The following is a 15,558-nucleotide window of genomic DNA, read 5'->3' on the forward strand; positions in this document are numbered from 1 at the left end:
CCGCCTCCGCGGGAGCACCGGGTGTGACGGTGGGGTTGCGCGGTTGCTTTCAGCCCGACCCTTCGACCATCTCTGCCAGTTCCAGCCAGCGCATCTCCGCGGCGTCCTTCTCATCCCGCGCGCTTGCGACCGAGGCCATCAGCGCATCGAACTTCTTCGGATCGCGCGTGAACAAATTTGCGTCGTGCAGCGCCGCCTCGTCCCGCGCGATTGCCGCATCCAGCTCCTCGATCCGCTTCGGCAGCAGGTCGTAGTCGCGCTGATCCTTGTACGACAGCTTCGCCGATCTCGGCTTCGGGGCCTCCGCGACCGGCACAGCCTTCACCGGGGTCTTGGCGGCGAACTTCGGCTTCCGCTTGGCCTCCCAATCCGCATAGCCACCCGCGACGACATCGACCGTTCCCGATCCGTCGAGACCCAGCGTCACCGTCACCGTGCGGTCTAGGAAATCACGGTCGTGGCTGACGATCAGCACGGTGCCGGCGTAATCCGCGATGACTTCCTGCAACAGGTCGAGCGTTTCGAGATCGAGGTCGTTGGTCGGCTCGTCGAGCACCAACAGGTTCGACGGCCGCGCGAACTCGCGCGCGAGCAGCAGGCGCGATCGTTCGCCGCCAGACAGCGTGCCGATCTTCGCATCGACCAGGCTCGGATCGAACAGGAATTCCTTCAGATACCCTGCGACATGCTTCTTGGCGCCCAGCACGTCGATCCACTCGCCGCCCTGCGTCAGCACGTCGCGCACGGTCTTGTCCGCCGCCATCAGCTTGCGCTGCTGGTCGATGACGATGCCGTCCAGCGTCTTGGCGAGGCGGATCGTGCCCTCGTCGGGCGCCAGTTCGCCGGTCAGCAGCTTGAGGAGCGTCGTCTTGCCCGCACCGTTCGCGCCGACGATGCCCAGGCGGTCACCACGGGTGACGCGCAGGTTCAGGTCCCTGATGATCGCGCGCTCGCCGAACCGCTTGGTCACACCCTTCACGTCGATGACGACCTTGGTCTTGCTGTCGTCGGCGGCGACGGACAGCGCGGCGGCGCCCTGCGGTCCCTGCATGGCCGCGCGTTCCGCACGCATCTCCTTCAGCTTGGCGAGCCGCCCCTGGTTGCGCCGCCGTCGCCCGGTGACCCCGCGCTGGAGCCAATGCTCCTCGATCTTCAGCTTCGCATCCAGCCGCGCGGCGTTACGCTCCTCCTCGGCATAGACGGTTTCGGTCCACGCCTCGAACCCGCCGAAGCCGACTTCGGCGCGGCGGATCTTGCCGCGGTCGAGCCAGAGCGTCGATTTGGTCAGGTTGGTCAGGAACGCGCGGTCGTGGCTGATCGCGACAAAGGCGCCGCGGAAGCGCGACAACCAGTCCTCCAGCCACTCGATCGCATGGATGTCGAGATGGTTGGTCGGTTCGTCGAGCAGCAGGACGTCCGGGTCCATCGCCAGTGCCCGCGCGATCGCCGCACGCCGCCGCTCGCCGCCGCTTGCGGTCGCCGCCTCGCGGTCCAGGTCGATGCCCAGCTGGTCGGCGATCGATTCGACTTCGTGCGGCTCGGGCGCGCCGTCCCCCGACAGCGCGAAATCGCGCAGCGTCGCGAAGCCGTCGACCTTCGGGTCCTGCTCCAGCAGGATCACCTTGGTCCCCGGCACGATCGTGCGGCGGCCTTCGTCGGAATCGATCGTGCCGGCGATCAGCTTCAGCAGCGTCGTCTTGCCCGCGCCGTTGCGCCCGATGAGCGCCAGCCGGTCGCGCTGGCCGATGAACAGGTCGAGGTCGCGGAAAAGCCAGCCGGAGCCTTGGACGAGGCCGAGCTTTTCGTAGGAAAGGATAGGGGCTGCCATAAGCCGCGCGGCCTAGCGAGTTAGCGCAGCTAAATCGAGGCTCAAGCGCGGGCTCGGCCGGCGTCGCCCAGAGCGACGACCGACGACGCGGCTTTGCCGCGTCGTGACCGCTCGACGACTGTGACCCAAATACCACGCCCCCAGGCCATCCTGACACTCCCCTGCAACGACCATTCACAGTCCGTTCAAAGCGTTGCACCTATCTGGACGCCCATGACGATGTTCCTGACCGCCCTCACCGGACTGTTGCTGACCACAGCTGCGCCCGCGTCGCCATCGCAGACCCGCGAGCAGGATGCCGTGCTGGCCGCGCGGCGGGAGGGGCGGATCCTGCCGCTCGCCGAAATCCAGCGCCGGGTGATCCCGTCGATGCAGGGCGCCCGGTATCTCGGCGTCGACTTCGATTCGGGAACCGCGGTTTACACTCTGAAGTTCCTGCGCGATGGATCGCTGATCTGGGTGATGGTCGACGGACGGTCGGGCAACATCATCGGCCGCAGCCGCTGACACCGGCGACAGGACAAGGGGATATCGAATGCGCGTTCTGATCGTCGAGGACGAACCCAATCTCGGCCAGCAGCTTCGCAACACGCTGGAGGGGGCGGGCTATGCCGTCGATCTGGCGACGGATGGCGAAGAGGGACATTTCCTCGGCTCGACCGAGCAATACGACGCGATCATCCTCGATCTGGGCCTGCCCGAAGTCGATGGCCTGACTGTGCTCGACCGCTGGCGCAGGGAAGGCCGCACCGCACCGGTGCTGGTGCTGACCGCGCGCGACAGCTGGTCGGACAAGGTCGCCGGACTCGACGCCGGCGCGGACGACTACGTCGCCAAGCCGTTCCAGACCGAGGAACTGATCGCGCGCCTGCGTGCGCTGATCCGCCGCGCGTCGGGCAACGCCTCGGCAGAGCTGACCGCCGGCGACATCCGCCTCGACACCCGCTCGGGCAAGGTCACCAAGGCCGGCGAGCCGGTGAAGCTGACCGCGCAGGAATACAAGCTGCTGAGCTACCTGCTCCATCACAAGGGCAAGGTCGTCAGCCGCACCGAGCTGATCGAACATATCTACGACCAGGATTTCGACCGCGATTCGAACACGATCGAAGTGTTCGTGACGCGCATTCGCAAGAAGCTGGGCCAGGACGTCATCACGACGATCCGCGGGCTTGGCTACAGCCTGGACGAACCCGACGAGCGCCGGCCGAGCGAATGATAAAAGCCCTCTCCCCGATGGGGGAGAGGGTTATGACGACCCCCACCGACCCCCCACGCACCTATGTCCGCGTCACCGGATCGATCTCGCGCCGGATGATCGCCATCGCGGCGGCGTGGATCCTCGTGCTCCTGACCGGCGGCGGCTATGCGCTCGACCGGGTGCTGACATCGGCGGTCAGCAGCAATTTCGACGACCAGCTCGATTTCCTGCTGAACACCATGCTGGTCGCCGCCGAAATCGGGCCGGAGGGCGAAGTGATCTTCAGCCGCCAGCTCGCCGACCAGCGCTTTCTGGAGCCAAACTCGGGCGTCTACTGGCAGGTCAGCGGCGGTAATTTCGCGCCTTTCCCGTCGCGCTCGCTGTGGGACCGGCGCCTCGCGACCGATCGCCGGCATGGCGACATGGATGCGCATATCTATGATTCGACGCAGTTTCCCGACGAGAAGCTGCGGGTCGTCGAACGCGACGTGACGCTGCCGGGATCTTCCGTGCGCTGGCGGTTCCAGATCGCGCAGAGCACGATCGTGCTCGACGAACAGATCGCCGCGCTGCGCCGGGTGCTCATCCGCAGCTTCCTGCTGCTGGGCGCAGGCCTGATCGTGATGGTCGCGCTGCAGACGATCTGGGGCCTGCTCCCGTTGCGCAAGCTGCGCGTCGAAATCCAGCGACTGCGCGAGGGCAAATCGACCCGTGTCGAGGGCGAGATGCCTGCCGAAATCGCGCCGATGGTCGAGGAACTGAACGCGCTGGTCGCGCACAACGATCGACAGGCGGAGGAGGCCCGGCGCCACGCCGGCAACCTCGCCCATGCGCTGAAGACGCCGCTGACCGTCATCATGAACGCCGCCGCCGCGGGGCAGGCGGACCTCGCCGAAACCGTGATCCGCGAAGCGCGGACGATGCGCCGGCAGGTCGATCACCACCTCGCCCGTGCGCGCGCGGTCGGCCGGCGCGGGTCGGCGCACAGCCGCGCGGAGGTCTGGCCATCGGTCGAGGCGGTCGAGCGTGCCGTCGCGCGGCTTTACCCGAACGTCCGCATCGATGTGGATGGGCAAAAGGACCTGCTCGCGCGGATCGAGCGACAGGACCTCGACGAGATCCTCGGCAACCTGGTCGAGAATGCCGCCAAATACGGCGGCGGCAGCGTGTTCGTGACGGTACGCGCGACTGCGGGCTTCGTCGAAATCCTGGTCGAGGACGACGGGATGGGCATCCCCGAATCGGACCGCATTCGCATCTTCGACCGCGGCGTCCGATTGGATTCGGGCAAGCCGGGCACCGGCCTTGGTCTTGCGATCGTGCGCGACGTGGCGGAAATCTACGAGGGCACGGCCAGCCTGGAGGAAAGCGAGGACCTGGGCGGTTTGCTCGTGCGGTTGCGGCTGCCGTCCGCCTGAAAGATCCTCCCCGCGAGTGGGGAGGGGGACCGCCGCGAAGCGGTGGTGGAGGGGGTGTGCCGCATAGGGTGTCGCTGGTGGTAAGCCCCCTCCACCAGCCTCCGGCTGGTCCCCCTCCCCGCGAGTGGGGGGGATTCTTACAGCCCCCGCATCACCGCCGCGGCGATGCTCAAACTCCGTTTCCGCGCCGCCTGGTCGTGGATCGAACTCGTCAGCAGAATTTCATCCGCTCCCGTCCGCGCGATGAACGCGCGCAGGCCCGCCGCGACCGTTTCCGGCGATCCGACCGCCGTGCACGACAGCACATGGTCGAGCATCGCCGCGGCCTGCGGCGGCAGGCTGTCGCGATAGCCGGGGACGGGCGGGGGCAGCTTGATGCCGGTCCCGGTCGTGCGGATCGCGACGAACGCCTGCTGCTGCGATGTCGCGAGGACCTGCGCCTCCTCGTCGGTGTCGGCGGCGATCACGTTGAACGCGGGCATGAAATGCGGCTTGGCCGTTCCGGTGAAGTCGCGCTTGTAGATGTCCGCCGCCGCATCGAGCGAATCCGGCGCGAAGTGCGAGGCGAAGCTGTACGGCAGCCCGAGCATCGCGGCGAGCTGCGCGCCATAGGTGCTCGACCCGAGAATCCACAGCTTCACGTCCGCCCCGCCACCGGGCGTCGCATGGATGCCGGTTGCGCCGTCGTCGGCGAACAGGCTCTGCAATTCGACCACATCGCGGGGGAAGGCGTTGGGATCGCTGTCGAGCGTGCGGCGCAGCGCCCGCGCGACCCGCCCGTCGCTACCCGGTGCGCGGCCGAGGCCCAGGTCGATCCGGCCGGGATACAGCGCGTCCAATGTGCCGAACTGCTCGGCGATCACCATCGGCGCGTGGTTGGGCAGCATGATGCCCCCGGCGCCGACGCGCATCGTCCGGGTCGCGGCGGCGAGGTGGCCGATGACGACCGCGGTCGCCGCGCTGGCGATGCCGGGCATCCCATGATGCTCGGCGACCCAGTAGCGCGTGAAGCCCTCGGCTTCGGCGTGGGCGGCGAGGTCGGCGGCGTTCGTCAGCGCCTGGGTGGCGGTGCCGCCTTGGAGGATGGGGACGAGATCGAGGAAGCTGTACGGTATCATGATCGCCGATGTGGGGGTGGGGGCAAGGCTCGGGAAGAGAAGAAGAAGTTTGGTCCGGAGAAGGCGCGAAGGCGCTGAGAGGAATCGCCTGAGGCATCGTCTTGCGTCAGCGAGATTTTCCCGCAGCCACGCAGGGGATAAAGGCTGCCGGCGCGGCAACGGCAACCAGTCTTCGCGCCTTTGCGCCGTCTCTGAACAATCTCTCTTCTTCTTGCCGCGACGTTGCCCTAAGCGCCTCGCCCATGCGCGCCGACCTCGCCCACATCGAAGCCTGGGTCTTCGACATGGACAACACGCTTTACCCGGCGTCCTGCAACCTGTTCGCGCCGATCGAGGCGCGGATGACCGGGTATATCGCCGACAGGCTGGGCCTGCCCGAGGCGGAGGCGTCCGCGCTCCGGCGCGGCTGGTTCCTCAGCCACGGCACGACGCTGGCCGGGCTGATGGCCGACCATGACATCGATCCGCACGAGTTCCTCGATTACGTCCACGACGTCGAGATGGACGTGCTGGAGGAAAACGCGCCGCTCGCCGCGCTGATCGCCCGGTTGCCGGGGCGCAAGATCGTGTTCACCAACGGCGACGGGCCCTATGCCGAAAAGGTGCTCGGCCGCCTGGGCCTGGGTGCGACCTTCGAAGGCGTGCACGACATCCACGCGATGGCGCTCGCCCCGAAGCCGGCGGCATCCGCCTACCAGAGCCTGTGCGACGCCTACGCCCTGGATCCGACCCGAGCCCTCTTCGCCGACGATATGGCGCGCAACCTGGCGCCGGCCAGGGCGATCGGCATGACCACGCTGTGGATCGACAACGGATCGGAAGCACAGCCCGAGGCGCGAGGAGCGCCGTACATCGACCATGCGACCGCGGACCTGACCGCCTGGCTCGCCGACCTGTTGGGAGACCCTGAATGACCGACCTGCAAGCGACCATCGACGCCGCCTGGGATGACCGCGCGTCGCTCACCACTGCCACCACGGGCTCCGTTCGCGACGCTGTGGGCGAGGCGCTGGCGATGCTCGACGCCGGCACCGCGCGCGTCGCCGAGCCTGTGGGGGAGGGCTGGCAGGTCAACCAGTGGCTCAAGAAGGCGGTGCTGCTGTCGTTCCGCCTGAACGACAACGTGCCCATGGACGGCTGGTACGACAAGGTGCCGCTGAAGTTCGCCGACTGGGGCGCCGAGCAATTCCGCGACGCGGGCTTCCGCGCGGTGCCGGGCAGTGTGGTGCGCCGCGGTGCCTTCATCGGCAGGAACTGCGTGCTGATGCCGAGCTTCGTCAACATCGGCGCCTATGTCGGTGAAGGCACGATGGTCGACACCTGGGCGACGGTCGGATCGTGCGCGCAGATCGGCCGCAACGTCCACCTGTCGGGCGGGGCCGGCATCGGTGGCGTGCTGGAGCCGCTCCAGGCCGATCCGGTCATCATCGGCGACGGCGCGTTCATCGGCGCGCGGGCCGAAGTGGCCGAAGGCGTCCGCGTGGGCGAAGGCGCGGTGCTGTCGATGGGCGTGTACCTGGGCGCGTCGACCCGCATCATCGACCGCGCGACCGGCCACGAATATCGCGGCGAAGTCCCGCCCTATTCGGTCGTCGTGTCGGGCAGCGCGCCGTCGAAGACCAATCCGGACGGCCCGGCGCTCTACTGCGCGGTCATCGTCAAGACGGTCGATGCGCAGACCCGGTCGAAGACGGGCATCAACGAATTGCTGCGCGACTGACGGGCACGTTGACTTCGACCATCGCCGGACGCTCGCCGACCAGGATGGCGTAGCGTTCGGCCAGCTCGGCATGGATACGCCGGACCTCGACCTGCTCGCACGCGTCGGCACGCGCGCGCTCGGTGGTCAGGCGGCTGCGGTAATAGGTCAGGTCGATTTGCGACATCGCCGGGTGCCTCCTCGAATGGTACGGGACGCAATACTGATGCGGTACGTACGCGAAACGCTCGGTCGGCGATCTGATACTGGTTAGTGACTAAGGAATTAATGGACTGATTTAACTCAGTTTTCCAACGAAACGCGTGCAACACCCAACCGCGGGATCTCGATCGCCGGACAGCGGTCCATCACGACCTTGAGCCCCGCCGCCTCGGCGCGCGCAGCGGCTTCGTCGTTGACGACGCCCAACTGCATCCACACCGCCTTGGCGCCTATTTTGATCGCCTCGTCCACCGCCTGGCCCGCGGCTTGCGGGCGGCGGAAGATGTCGACGATGTCGATCGGGTCGCCCAGCTGCGCCAGCTCGCGGAAGACGAATTCGCCGTGGACGTGCTCGCCCGTGATCTGCGGATTGACCGGGATCACGCGGTAGCCGTGATCCTGCAACCGCCGCATCACGCCGTAGCTCGGGCGGTCGGGCCGGTCGGACGCGCCGACCAGCGCGATGGTCCGTGCGCTTTCGAGCAGCGCCTTGATGTCCTCGTCGCGGGTCAGCGGCATATCATCCTCCGTTGGCGCGGAGCCAGTCGTCGACCGCCTGCGCCACTCCATCGAACGCCAGGGCGTCCGACCCGTTCCCGGCGGCCGGCGGCGTGCCCGCGTCCGATGCGGCGCGGACGTCGCGGCTCAAGGGGATGCGGCCAAGAAACGGCAGGCCCAGCCGCTCGGCATCCGCCTGCGCCCCGCCCGATCCGAACGGGTCGCTCACCTCGCCGCAATGCGGGCAGGCGTAGCCCGCCATGTTCTCGATCAGGCCGATGATCGGCACGCCGGCCTTTACGAAGAAATCGATCGCGCGGCGCGCGTCGATCAGCGCCAGGTCCTGCGGGGTCGAGACGATAACCGCACCCGCCGGGCGATGCTTCTGGACCATCGTCAATTGCACGTCACCGGTGCCGGGCGGCAGGTCGAGGATCAGCGGATCGGCGCTGCCCCAATGTGCGTCGAGCAACTGGCTGAGCGCACCCGCCAGCATCGGGCCACGCCAGGCGATCGCCTGGGCCCGGGGCACCAGCATTCCCATCGAGACGATCGGGACGCCGGCAGCGGTCGGCACCGGAAACATCCGCTTGTCGGCGGCATCGGGCGTCGCGTCCTCGACACCGAACAGCCGCGGCTGCGATGGCCCCGAGATATCCGCATCGACCAGCCCGACCGGCCGCCCGCGCTTGGCCAGCGCGACCGCGAGGTTGGCGGAGACGGTCGATTTTCCCACGCCGCCCTTGCCGCTGGCGACCGCGATCAGCCGCCGGGCGACCCGCGACGCGGTACGCGCGATCCGTGCCTCCAGCCCCGCCGCGTCGGCGGCCGCGCGCGCGGCGCCTTCGCGGGCGTCGGCCTCGTCCGGCGACAGGCCGGTCACGTCGAGGATGATGCTGGCGCGGCCGCCGTCGATGCGGGCGGTGGCGCCGGGGGGCAGGCCGGGGAGGCCAGAGGGAGTTTGGGGCGTATCATTCATGTCCCTTGGCGATTTAGGTCCGCCCACGCGCCGTGCCACTGTTTTTCTCCGATAGGGCACCTATAAAGACAGGCATGAGCATCTTTTCGGGGCTGGCCACGCTCGGCGGCAGCATCCTTCGCAACGACCCACCCAAGAGCCCCTGGGGCGGCCCGCCCGCCGGCGGTGACGGCAATGGCGGCAAGGGGAGTGGTGGCGGCAGCGACGGCCCGCGCAATCCCTGGTCGTTCCCGCCCGAGGGACGGCGCCCGCGGCCCGGTGGCCCGAGCGCCCTCGACGAATTGCTGAAACGCGCCAAGACCGGCGGGGGCGGCGGGGGCGGCTTCTCGGGCGGCGGATTCCCCGGCGGGGGCCTGCCCGCCAAGCGGCTGTGGGTGATCGGCGTCGCGGTCATCGCCGCGATCTGGCTTGTCTTTACCAGCTTCCAGCAGATCAGTCCGCAGGAACGCGGCGTCGTCACGTTCTTCGGCAAATATTCGCGCGTGCTCGAACCCGGCATCCATCTGGTCATGCCGGCGCCGATCAACAGCGTGACGAAGGTCAACGTACGCGCGATCCGCGAAGAGAATTTTCCGACATCCGGCTCGGGCGAGAACCTGATGCTGACCGGCGATCAGAACATCGTCGATCTGGGCTATCAGGTGCGCTGGAACATCGCCAATCCGCAGGATTTCGTCTTCCAGATCCGCGATCCCGAAAGCACCGTGCGCGCGACCGCTGAAAGTGCGATGCGTGCGACCGTCGCCGACGTGACGCTCGACCAGGCGATCGGCCGCGGTCGTACCGTCATCGAGGCACGCGTCCAGCAGGCGATGCAGCAGGTGCTCGACGATTATAATTCGGGCATCATGGTTCAGGGTGTCGCCATTTCGAAGGCGGACCCGCCCGCGGCGGTCAACGACGATTTCAAGGCGGTGTCGGCCGCACAGCAGCAGGCGCAGGCCAACCTCAACAACGCGCGTGCCTATGCCCAGCAGGTCATCGCCCGCGCGCAGGGTGAAGCCGCGAAGTTCGACAAGATCTACGAACAGTACAAGGTCGCGCCCGAAGTGACGCGCCGCCGCCTCTATTACGAGACCATGGAAGCCGTGCTTGCCAAGTCGAACAAGACGATCATCGAGGCGCCCGGCGTGACGCCCTACCTGCCGCTCCCTGAAGCGGCCAAGCGCCTGCCGGAGCCGACCACGCCCGCACCCGCGGTCCAGCAGGGAGGCGGCCAGTGACCGGTTGGTTGAAGGGCCCGATGGGCCTCGGCATCGCGCTGCTCGCGGGCGTCATCGTCCTGCTGTCGACGTTCACCATCGTCGATGAAAAGCGCCAGGCGGTGATCCTGCGGTTCGAACAACCCGTGCGGACGGTCAATGCGTGGCAGCCGAACACCGATTTCGGCAACACCGGCGCCGGCGTCATCGCGCGCATCCCGTTCGTCGATCGCATCGTCTGGGTCGACAAGCGCGTGCTCGATGTCGATCTGGAGAACCAGCCGGTGCTCTCGACCGACCAGCTGCGGTTGCAGGTCGACGCCTATGCCCGCTTCCGCGTGGTCGATCCGTTGAAGATGGTGGTGACCGCGCGCAGCGAGGAAGGCGTGACTTCCGCGCTCCAGCCGTTGTTCAGCTCCGCGCTGCGGGCGGAGCTCGGTAAGGTCGAGTTCGCGACGCTCCTCAGCCCCGAGCGTGGCCAGGTGATGGACAATATCCAGACCCGGCTCCAGAATTACGCGGCGCAGTACGGCGTCCAGATCGTCGATGTGCGGATCAAGCATGCCGACCTGCCCGATGGCACGCCGCTCGAATCCGCGCTCAACCGGATGCGGACTGCGCGCCAGCAGCAGGCGCTGACTATCCGCGCACAGGGCCAGCGGAACGCACAGATCGTCCAGGCGGATGCCGACGCGCAGGCGTCGAAGATCTATGCCGATGCGTTCGGCAAGGACCCGCAATTCTACGATTTCTACCGCGCGATGCAGTCATATCGCTACACCTTCGGCGCCGACGGCCAGCCGGACGAGGGCCGCGGCGGAACGTCGATCATCCTGAGCCCGCAGAACGGTTATCTGCGCGAATTCGGGGGACGATAGGACGAGCAGGGAGCAGGCGGCGGGAGCGATTGCCTTCAGTTGGCGTTCAGCAACCGGAGGCGAGACTGTCGCCAGAGGGGTCTTCAAGTTTACCGAGAGGAATATCACGCACGTGCGCTACGCCTACGCCTTGACCGCCGCCCTCCTGCTGGGCGGCACCGCCGCCACCATGACCCTGTCGCCGATCGGCGCACAGACCGCGCAGAACGAACCGGGCGCGATCAGCGCATCCGCCCCGCGTGCCGGCGCGCCGATGAGCTTTGCCGACATGGTCGCCAAGCTCCAGCCGGCGGTCGTCAACATCTCGACCACCCAGCGCGTGACGCTGAACCAGCAGCAGAACCCGTTCTCCGGCACGCCGTTCGAGAATTTCTTTGGTGGTCAGGGCGGTGGTAGCGGCAGCGGCGCCCCCGTGACGCGCCAGGCGCAGTCGCTGGGATCGGGCTTTATCATCTCGGCCGATGGCTATGTCGTGACCAACAACCACGTCATTTCGGCGGGCACGCGCAATGCCGTCGTCGAGACGATCACCGTCACGCTCAGCGACCGCAAGGAATACAAGGCGCGGCTGATCGGGCGCGATCCGACGTCGGACCTGGCGCTGCTGAAGATCGACGCGACCAACCTTCCGTTCGTGCGCTTCGGCGATTCGGCGCGCGCGCGTGTCGGCGACTGGGTTGTCGCGATCGGCAACCCGTTCGGTCTGGGCGGCACCGTGACTGCGGGTATCGTGTCGGCGGTGCATCGCTCGACCGGCACCCAGCCGGGCAACGCCGACCGCTTTATCCAGACCGATGCGTCGATCAACCAGGGCAATTCGGGCGGCCCGATGTTCGACCTGAACGGCAACGTCATCGGCATCAATTCGCAGATCTTCTCGCCGACTGGCGGCAATGTCGGCATCGGCTTCGCGATCCCCGCCGAAGTCGCCAAACCCGTCATCGACACGCTGATGAAGGGTCGCAGCGTCCAGCGCGGCTATCTGGGCGTCGGCATCCAGTCGCTGGCCGATCAGCCGGGTCTGGCCGAAGCGTTCGGCGTGCCGAAGAATGTCGGTGAGCTGATCGCGCGGGTCGAGCCGGGCGAGGCCGCCGACAAGGCCGGCATCCGTCAGGGCGACGTCGTGCTGAAGGTCGCCGGGCAGGACGTGACGCCGGACCAGACGCTGTCCTTCCTGGTCGCGAACCAGGCGCCGGGCACGCGTATCCCGATCGACCTGATCCGCGACGGCAAGCGCATGACCGTCACCGCGACGGTCGGCACGCGTCCGCCCGAGGACCAGCTGGCGACCGCCGGTGACGACAATGACGACGACGGCCTGCCCGGCGGCAACGACCAGGGCAACCAGACGTCGGCCGCGGCTTCGCTCGGTGCGCAGGTCGTGCCGCTGACCCCGCAGATCGCTCGCCAGCTGGGGCTTGAGGCGACCGTGCGCGGCGTCGTGATCGTACAGGTCGATCAGTCGAGCGATCTGGCGACCAAGGGCCTTCAGCGCGGCGATGTCATCAGTTCGATCGATCGCAAGCCGGTGACCACCCCGGCCGAGGCATCGGCGGCGATCGCCGCGGCCAAGGCGGCCAATCGCAAGACGGTGCTGATCTATTTCCAGCGCGCGCGCCTGGGTGGCCGCTACGTCGCGGTCGATATCAAGTAGGCTTTGAGTGGTGCGCGGCATCCGCTATCCCCGAACCAAATCAGGTTAGGGGATAGCGGATGGCCGACTCGATCTTCATCGGCGCCAGTGCGGACGGCACGCGACAGGACTTGGTCCTCAAGCGCGCCAACCGCCACGGCCTGATCGCGGGCGCGACCGGCACCGGCAAGACGGTGACGCTCCAGGGCATCGTCGAAGGCTTCGCCCGCGAGGGCGTCCCCAGTTTCGTCGCCGATGTGAAGGGCGACCTGTCCGGCCTCGCCATGGCCGGCTCGCCGCAGTCGAAGACTCACGCGATCTTTGCCGCACGCGCTGCCGAGCTCGGCCTGACCGACTGGACCTACGGGGACAATCCCACGCAATTCTGGGACCTGTTCGGCGAACAGGGCCATCCGATCCGCACTACCGTCAGCGAAATGGGCCCGGTCCTGCTCGCGCGGCTGCTGGACCTGAACGAAGTGCAGGAAGGCGTGCTCAACATCGCCTTCCACGTCGCCGACCAGGAAGGGCTGCTGCTCCTCGACCTCGACGACCTCCAGGCGATGCTGGCGGAATGCGCGAACCGCGCCGACGAACTGACCGTCACCTACGGCAATGTGTCGAAGCAGTCGGTCGGCGCGATCCAGCGCTCGCTGCTGCAACTGCGCAGCCAGGGCGGCGAGCATTTCTTCGGTGAACCAGCGCTCAGCATCACCGATTTCATCGCGACCGACGACCGCGGGCGCGGCGTTGTCAACATCCTGGCCGCCGACAAGCTGATGGCCAGCCCGAAGCTCTATTCGACCTTCCTGCTGTGGCTGCTGAGCGAACTGTTCGAGACGCTTCCCGAGGTCGGCGATCCCGACAAGCCCAAGCTCGTGTTCTTCTTCGACGAAGCCCACCTGCTGTTCAACGACACGCCTAAGGCGCTGCTGGAAAAGGTCGAACAGGTCGTCCGCCTTATCCGGTCGAAGGGGGTCGGCGTCTATTTCATCACCCAAAACCCGATCGACATCCCCGACACCGTCGCCGCACAGCTCAACAACCGCGTCCAGCACAAGCTGAACGCTTTTACGCCGCGCGACCAGCAGGCCGTGCGCTCTGCGGCGGAAACCTTCCGCGCCAACCCCGGGGTCGATGTCGCCACCGCGATCACCGAGCTGAAGGTCGGCGAGGCGCTGGTGTCGCTGCTCCAGCCGGACGGCGCGCCGGCGCCGGTCGAGCGCACGCTCATCAAGCCGCCGTCGAGCCGGGTCGGCCCCGTAACGGCGGTCGAACGCGGCGTGCTGATCCAGACCGACATTATCGGCGCCAAATACGACGAACGCATCGATCGCGAGAGCGCCGAGGAATTGCTGAGCGCGAAGGCTGGCGAAGCCGCTGCCGCCGCCGCCGCGGCCAAGGCGCAGACCGAAGCCGACAAGTCCGCCGCGCTTGCAGCAAAGGCCGATGCGCAGGCCGCCAAGGAGGCCGAACGCGCCCGGTTGCAGTCGCAGAGGGAGGCCGAACGCCAGGCCCGCGTCGACGCCCAGGCCCAGCGCGCCGCCGAGCGCGAGGCGGCGAACAGCCCGTGGAACAAGGCGATCACGTCGGCCACCCGCTCCGCCAGCTCGACCGTCGGCCGCACGATCGCGAACGAGGTGACGAAGGCCGTGCTCGGCGGATCGTCGCGCAGCCGGTCGTCGAGCGGCGGATTGCTCGGCGGGCTCGTGCGCGGCGTGCTGGGCGGATTGTTCAAGGGCTGATCGGGGTTGGCGGGCGGGGCGGGGCGGCGTAGTCTTGCCCCATGAACGCCCCCACCACCCGCTGGACCGCCGCCGGTGCGGCCGAACTCCCTGACATCATCGCGTTGCGCCGCGCGATCCATGCCGAGCCCGAAGTTGGCCTCCACTGCCCGAAGACCACCGCCAAGCTGCGCGCCGCTCTCGACGGCCTGCCGCTCGAAATCCACGAGAGCCGATCGACGACCGGCTTCATCGCGATCCTGCGCGGGGGCGCAGGCGGCAAGGGCGACAACGGCCGCACCGTCCTGCTGCGCGGCGACATGGACGCATTGCCGATGCAGGAGGAAACGGGGCTCGCCTTCGCCAGCACCATCCCCGGCGCGATGCACGCCTGCGGCCATGACAGCCATTCCGCCATGCTGGTCGGCGCGGCGCGCGCGCTGTGTGCACGGCGCGAGGATCTGCCCGGTACCATCGTCTTCATGTTCCAGCCGGGCGAGGAAGGCTATCACGGTGCGCGCTTCATGATCGATGACGGGCTGCTCGACATCGCCCGGCCCGACGCCGCCTTCGCGCTGCACATCTCGCCGAATATTCCCGCCGGCACCGTCGTCAGCCGCCCGGGGCCGCTGCTCGCCTCGACAGACGCGCTCAACTTCACGATCCGGGGGCGGGGCGGCCACGCCGCGATGCCGCACGAATGCGTCGATCCGATTCCCGTCGCGTGCGAGATCGTGACCGCGCTCAACGCCTTCATCGCCCGCACCATCCCGGTCAGCGACCCCGCCGTCCTGTCGATCACCAAGATCGCAGCCGGGTCGGCCTACAATATCGTGCCGTCCGACGTGACGATGCTCGGCACGCTGCGCACGCTGTCGTCGCAGACCCGCGAAACGGCGCGGGCGGGTCTGCAGCGCGTCGCCGAGCATGTCGCGCTGGCGCACGACTGCACCGCCGAAGTGCGGATCGACGAGGGCTATCCGGTCACGATGAACGACCCGCGCGCGATCGCGCTGGTGCGCGACCTGGCCGAGGACATGGACCCGCACGCCGGCTGGATGACGATGCCCGCCCCGATGATGGGCGGCGAGGATTTCAGCTATGTCTTGGCGCAGGTTCCCGGCTGCATGGCCTTCATCGGCGTCGCGCCGGAAGGGACCG

The 15,558-nt window shown here is 67.8% G+C and carries 15 protein-coding genes; 10 read left to right on the forward strand and 5 right to left on the reverse strand.

All coding sequences use genetic code 11. The features are described 5' to 3' along the window. Window positions 1-49: 49 nt before the first annotated feature. Window positions 50-1,828 carry an ABC-F family ATP-binding cassette domain-containing protein gene (locus tag ASE86_RS15310; RefSeq protein WP_056428842.1) on the reverse strand — a complete coding sequence of 593 codons (1,779 nt, stop codon included), beginning with the start codon at window positions 1,826-1,828 and terminating at the stop codon, window positions 50-52. Window positions 1,829-2,041: 213 nt separating this feature from the next. Between ASE86_RS15310 and ASE86_RS15315 the strand changes: the two genes are divergently transcribed. From ASE86_RS15315 to ASE86_RS15325, 3 genes are read left to right on the forward strand one after another with little or no spacing between them, the layout of a single operon-like run. Continuing rightward, window positions 2,042-2,335 (forward strand): hypothetical protein, encoded by a 294-nt coding sequence (locus ASE86_RS15315; protein ID WP_156347216.1) that lies wholly within the window; start codon window positions 2,042-2,044, stop codon window positions 2,333-2,335. A 28-nt stretch (window positions 2,336-2,363) separates the two neighbouring features. Beyond that, the gene (locus tag ASE86_RS15320; RefSeq protein ID WP_056428844.1) at window positions 2,364-3,044 is read left to right on the forward strand and encodes a response regulator transcription factor; all 681 of its coding nucleotides are present in this window, start codon (window positions 2,364-2,366) and stop codon (window positions 3,042-3,044) included. Between the two features lie 32 nt (window positions 3,045-3,076). Further along, window positions 3,077-4,444 (forward strand): sensor histidine kinase, encoded by a 1,368-nt coding sequence (locus tag ASE86_RS15325; protein ID WP_056428848.1) that lies wholly within the window; start codon window positions 3,077-3,079, stop codon window positions 4,442-4,444. 137 nt (window positions 4,445-4,581) lie between these two features. On the opposite strand, the gene ASE86_RS15330 is transcribed toward ASE86_RS15325, so the two are convergent. Next, window positions 4,582-5,562 carry an LLM class flavin-dependent oxidoreductase gene (locus ASE86_RS15330; RefSeq protein WP_056428851.1) on the reverse strand — a complete coding sequence of 327 codons (981 nt, stop codon included), beginning with the start codon at window positions 5,560-5,562 and terminating at the stop codon, window positions 4,582-4,584. A gap of 242 nt (window positions 5,563-5,804) precedes the next feature. Here ASE86_RS15330 and ASE86_RS15335 point away from each other — a divergent pair, with 242 nt between their 5' ends. Together ASE86_RS15335 and dapD are read left to right on the forward strand one after the other, a co-directional pair. After that, window positions 5,805-6,476, forward strand: a complete 672-nt coding sequence (locus tag ASE86_RS15335) for a pyrimidine 5'-nucleotidase (protein WP_056428853.1) — start codon at window positions 5,805-5,807, stop codon at window positions 6,474-6,476. Further along, window positions 6,473-7,282, forward strand: coding sequence for a 2,3,4,5-tetrahydropyridine-2,6-dicarboxylate N-succinyltransferase (gene dapD / locus ASE86_RS15340; protein ID WP_056428855.1), 810 nt, complete (start codon window positions 6,473-6,475; stop codon window positions 7,280-7,282). The genes ASE86_RS15335 and dapD overlap by 4 nt, the downstream gene beginning before the upstream one ends. On the opposite strand, the gene ASE86_RS15345 is transcribed toward dapD, so the two are convergent. The 3 genes from ASE86_RS15345 to ASE86_RS15355 all read right to left on the reverse strand — a co-directional run bounded on the left by ASE86_RS15345 (window position 7,260) and on the right by ASE86_RS15355 (window position 8,960). Next, on the reverse strand, window positions 7,260-7,448 hold the full coding sequence (locus ASE86_RS15345) for a hypothetical protein (protein WP_056428858.1): 189 nt from the start codon (window positions 7,446-7,448) through the stop codon (window positions 7,260-7,262). The two genes, dapD and ASE86_RS15345, sit on opposite strands and share 23 nt — an antisense overlap. 116 nt (window positions 7,449-7,564) lie before the next feature. Continuing rightward, complete coding sequence (locus tag ASE86_RS15350) at window positions 7,565-8,002, reverse strand: CoA-binding protein (RefSeq protein ID WP_056428859.1); 438 nt, start codon at window positions 8,000-8,002, stop codon at window positions 7,565-7,567. 1 nt (window position 8,003) lies between these two features. Next, on the reverse strand, window positions 8,004-8,960 hold the full coding sequence (locus ASE86_RS15355) for an Mrp/NBP35 family ATP-binding protein (RefSeq protein ID WP_056428861.1): 957 nt from the start codon (window positions 8,958-8,960) through the stop codon (window positions 8,004-8,006). 74 nt (window positions 8,961-9,034) lie between these two features. On the opposite strand from ASE86_RS15355, the gene hflK reads away from it, so the two are divergent. The 5 genes from hflK to ASE86_RS15380 all read left to right on the forward strand — a co-directional run. Then, complete coding sequence (hflK, locus tag ASE86_RS15360; protein WP_056428868.1) at window positions 9,035-10,183, forward strand: protease modulator HflK; 1,149 nt, start codon at window positions 9,035-9,037, stop codon at window positions 10,181-10,183. Window positions 10,184-10,203: 20 nt separating this feature from the next. Further along, the gene (gene hflC / locus ASE86_RS15365) at window positions 10,204-11,040 is read left to right on the forward strand and encodes a protease modulator HflC (protein WP_056428871.1); all 837 of its coding nucleotides are present in this window, start codon (window positions 10,204-10,206) and stop codon (window positions 11,038-11,040) included. A gap of 112 nt (window positions 11,041-11,152) precedes the next feature. Further along, window positions 11,153-12,694 carry a Do family serine endopeptidase gene (locus ASE86_RS15370; protein ID WP_056428873.1) on the forward strand — a complete coding sequence of 514 codons (1,542 nt, stop codon included), beginning with the start codon at window positions 11,153-11,155 and terminating at the stop codon, window positions 12,692-12,694. A 59-nt stretch (window positions 12,695-12,753) separates the two neighbouring features. Next, the gene (locus tag ASE86_RS15375; RefSeq protein ID WP_056428875.1) at window positions 12,754-14,418 is read left to right on the forward strand and encodes a helicase HerA-like domain-containing protein; all 1,665 of its coding nucleotides are present in this window, start codon (window positions 12,754-12,756) and stop codon (window positions 14,416-14,418) included. A 41-nt stretch (window positions 14,419-14,459) separates the two neighbouring features. Then, on the forward strand, window positions 14,460-15,558 hold a 1,099-nt coding region (locus ASE86_RS15380), incomplete at its 3' end, for a M20 metallopeptidase family protein (protein ID WP_056429154.1).

Source organism: Sphingomonas sp. Leaf33 (assembly GCF_001421785.1).
In the GTDB taxonomy this organism is placed as follows: domain Bacteria; phylum Pseudomonadota; class Alphaproteobacteria; order Sphingomonadales; family Sphingomonadaceae; genus Sphingomonas.

Bases quoted from the DNA above. Each gene is read 5' to 3' on its own strand.
- ASE86_RS15325 (WP_056428848.1), top strand. From the start codon at position 3,077: ATGACGACCCCCACCGACCCCCCACGCACCTATGTCCGCGTCACCGGA.
- ASE86_RS15330 (WP_056428851.1), bottom strand. From the start codon at position 5,562: ATGATACCGTACAGCTTCCTCGATCTCGTCCCCATCCTCCAAGGCGGC.
- hflC (WP_056428871.1), top strand. From the start codon at position 10,204: ATGGGCCTCGGCATCGCGCTGCTCGCGGGCGTCATCGTCCTGCTGTCG.
- ASE86_RS15345 (WP_056428858.1), bottom strand. From the start codon at position 7,448: ATGTCGCAAATCGACCTGACCTATTACCGCAGCCGCCTGACCACCGAG.
- ASE86_RS15355 (WP_056428861.1), bottom strand. From the start codon at position 8,960: ATGAATGATACGCCCCAAACTCCCTCTGGCCTCCCCGGCCTGCCCCCC.
- hflK (WP_056428868.1), top strand. From the start codon at position 9,035: ATGAGCATCTTTTCGGGGCTGGCCACGCTCGGCGGCAGCATCCTTCGC.
- ASE86_RS15335 (WP_056428853.1), top strand. From the start codon at position 5,805: ATGCGCGCCGACCTCGCCCACATCGAAGCCTGGGTCTTCGACATGGAC.
- ASE86_RS15350 (WP_056428859.1), bottom strand. From the start codon at position 8,002: ATGCCGCTGACCCGCGACGAGGACATCAAGGCGCTGCTCGAAAGCGCA.
- ASE86_RS15315 (WP_156347216.1), top strand. From the start codon at position 2,042: ATGACGATGTTCCTGACCGCCCTCACCGGACTGTTGCTGACCACAGCT.
- ASE86_RS15375 (WP_056428875.1), top strand. From the start codon at position 12,754: ATGGCCGACTCGATCTTCATCGGCGCCAGTGCGGACGGCACGCGACAG.
- ASE86_RS15310 (WP_056428842.1), bottom strand. From the start codon at position 1,828: ATGGCAGCCCCTATCCTTTCCTACGAAAAGCTCGGCCTCGTCCAAGGC.
- ASE86_RS15320 (WP_056428844.1), top strand. From the start codon at position 2,364: ATGCGCGTTCTGATCGTCGAGGACGAACCCAATCTCGGCCAGCAGCTT.
- dapD (WP_056428855.1), top strand. From the start codon at position 6,473: ATGACCGACCTGCAAGCGACCATCGACGCCGCCTGGGATGACCGCGCG.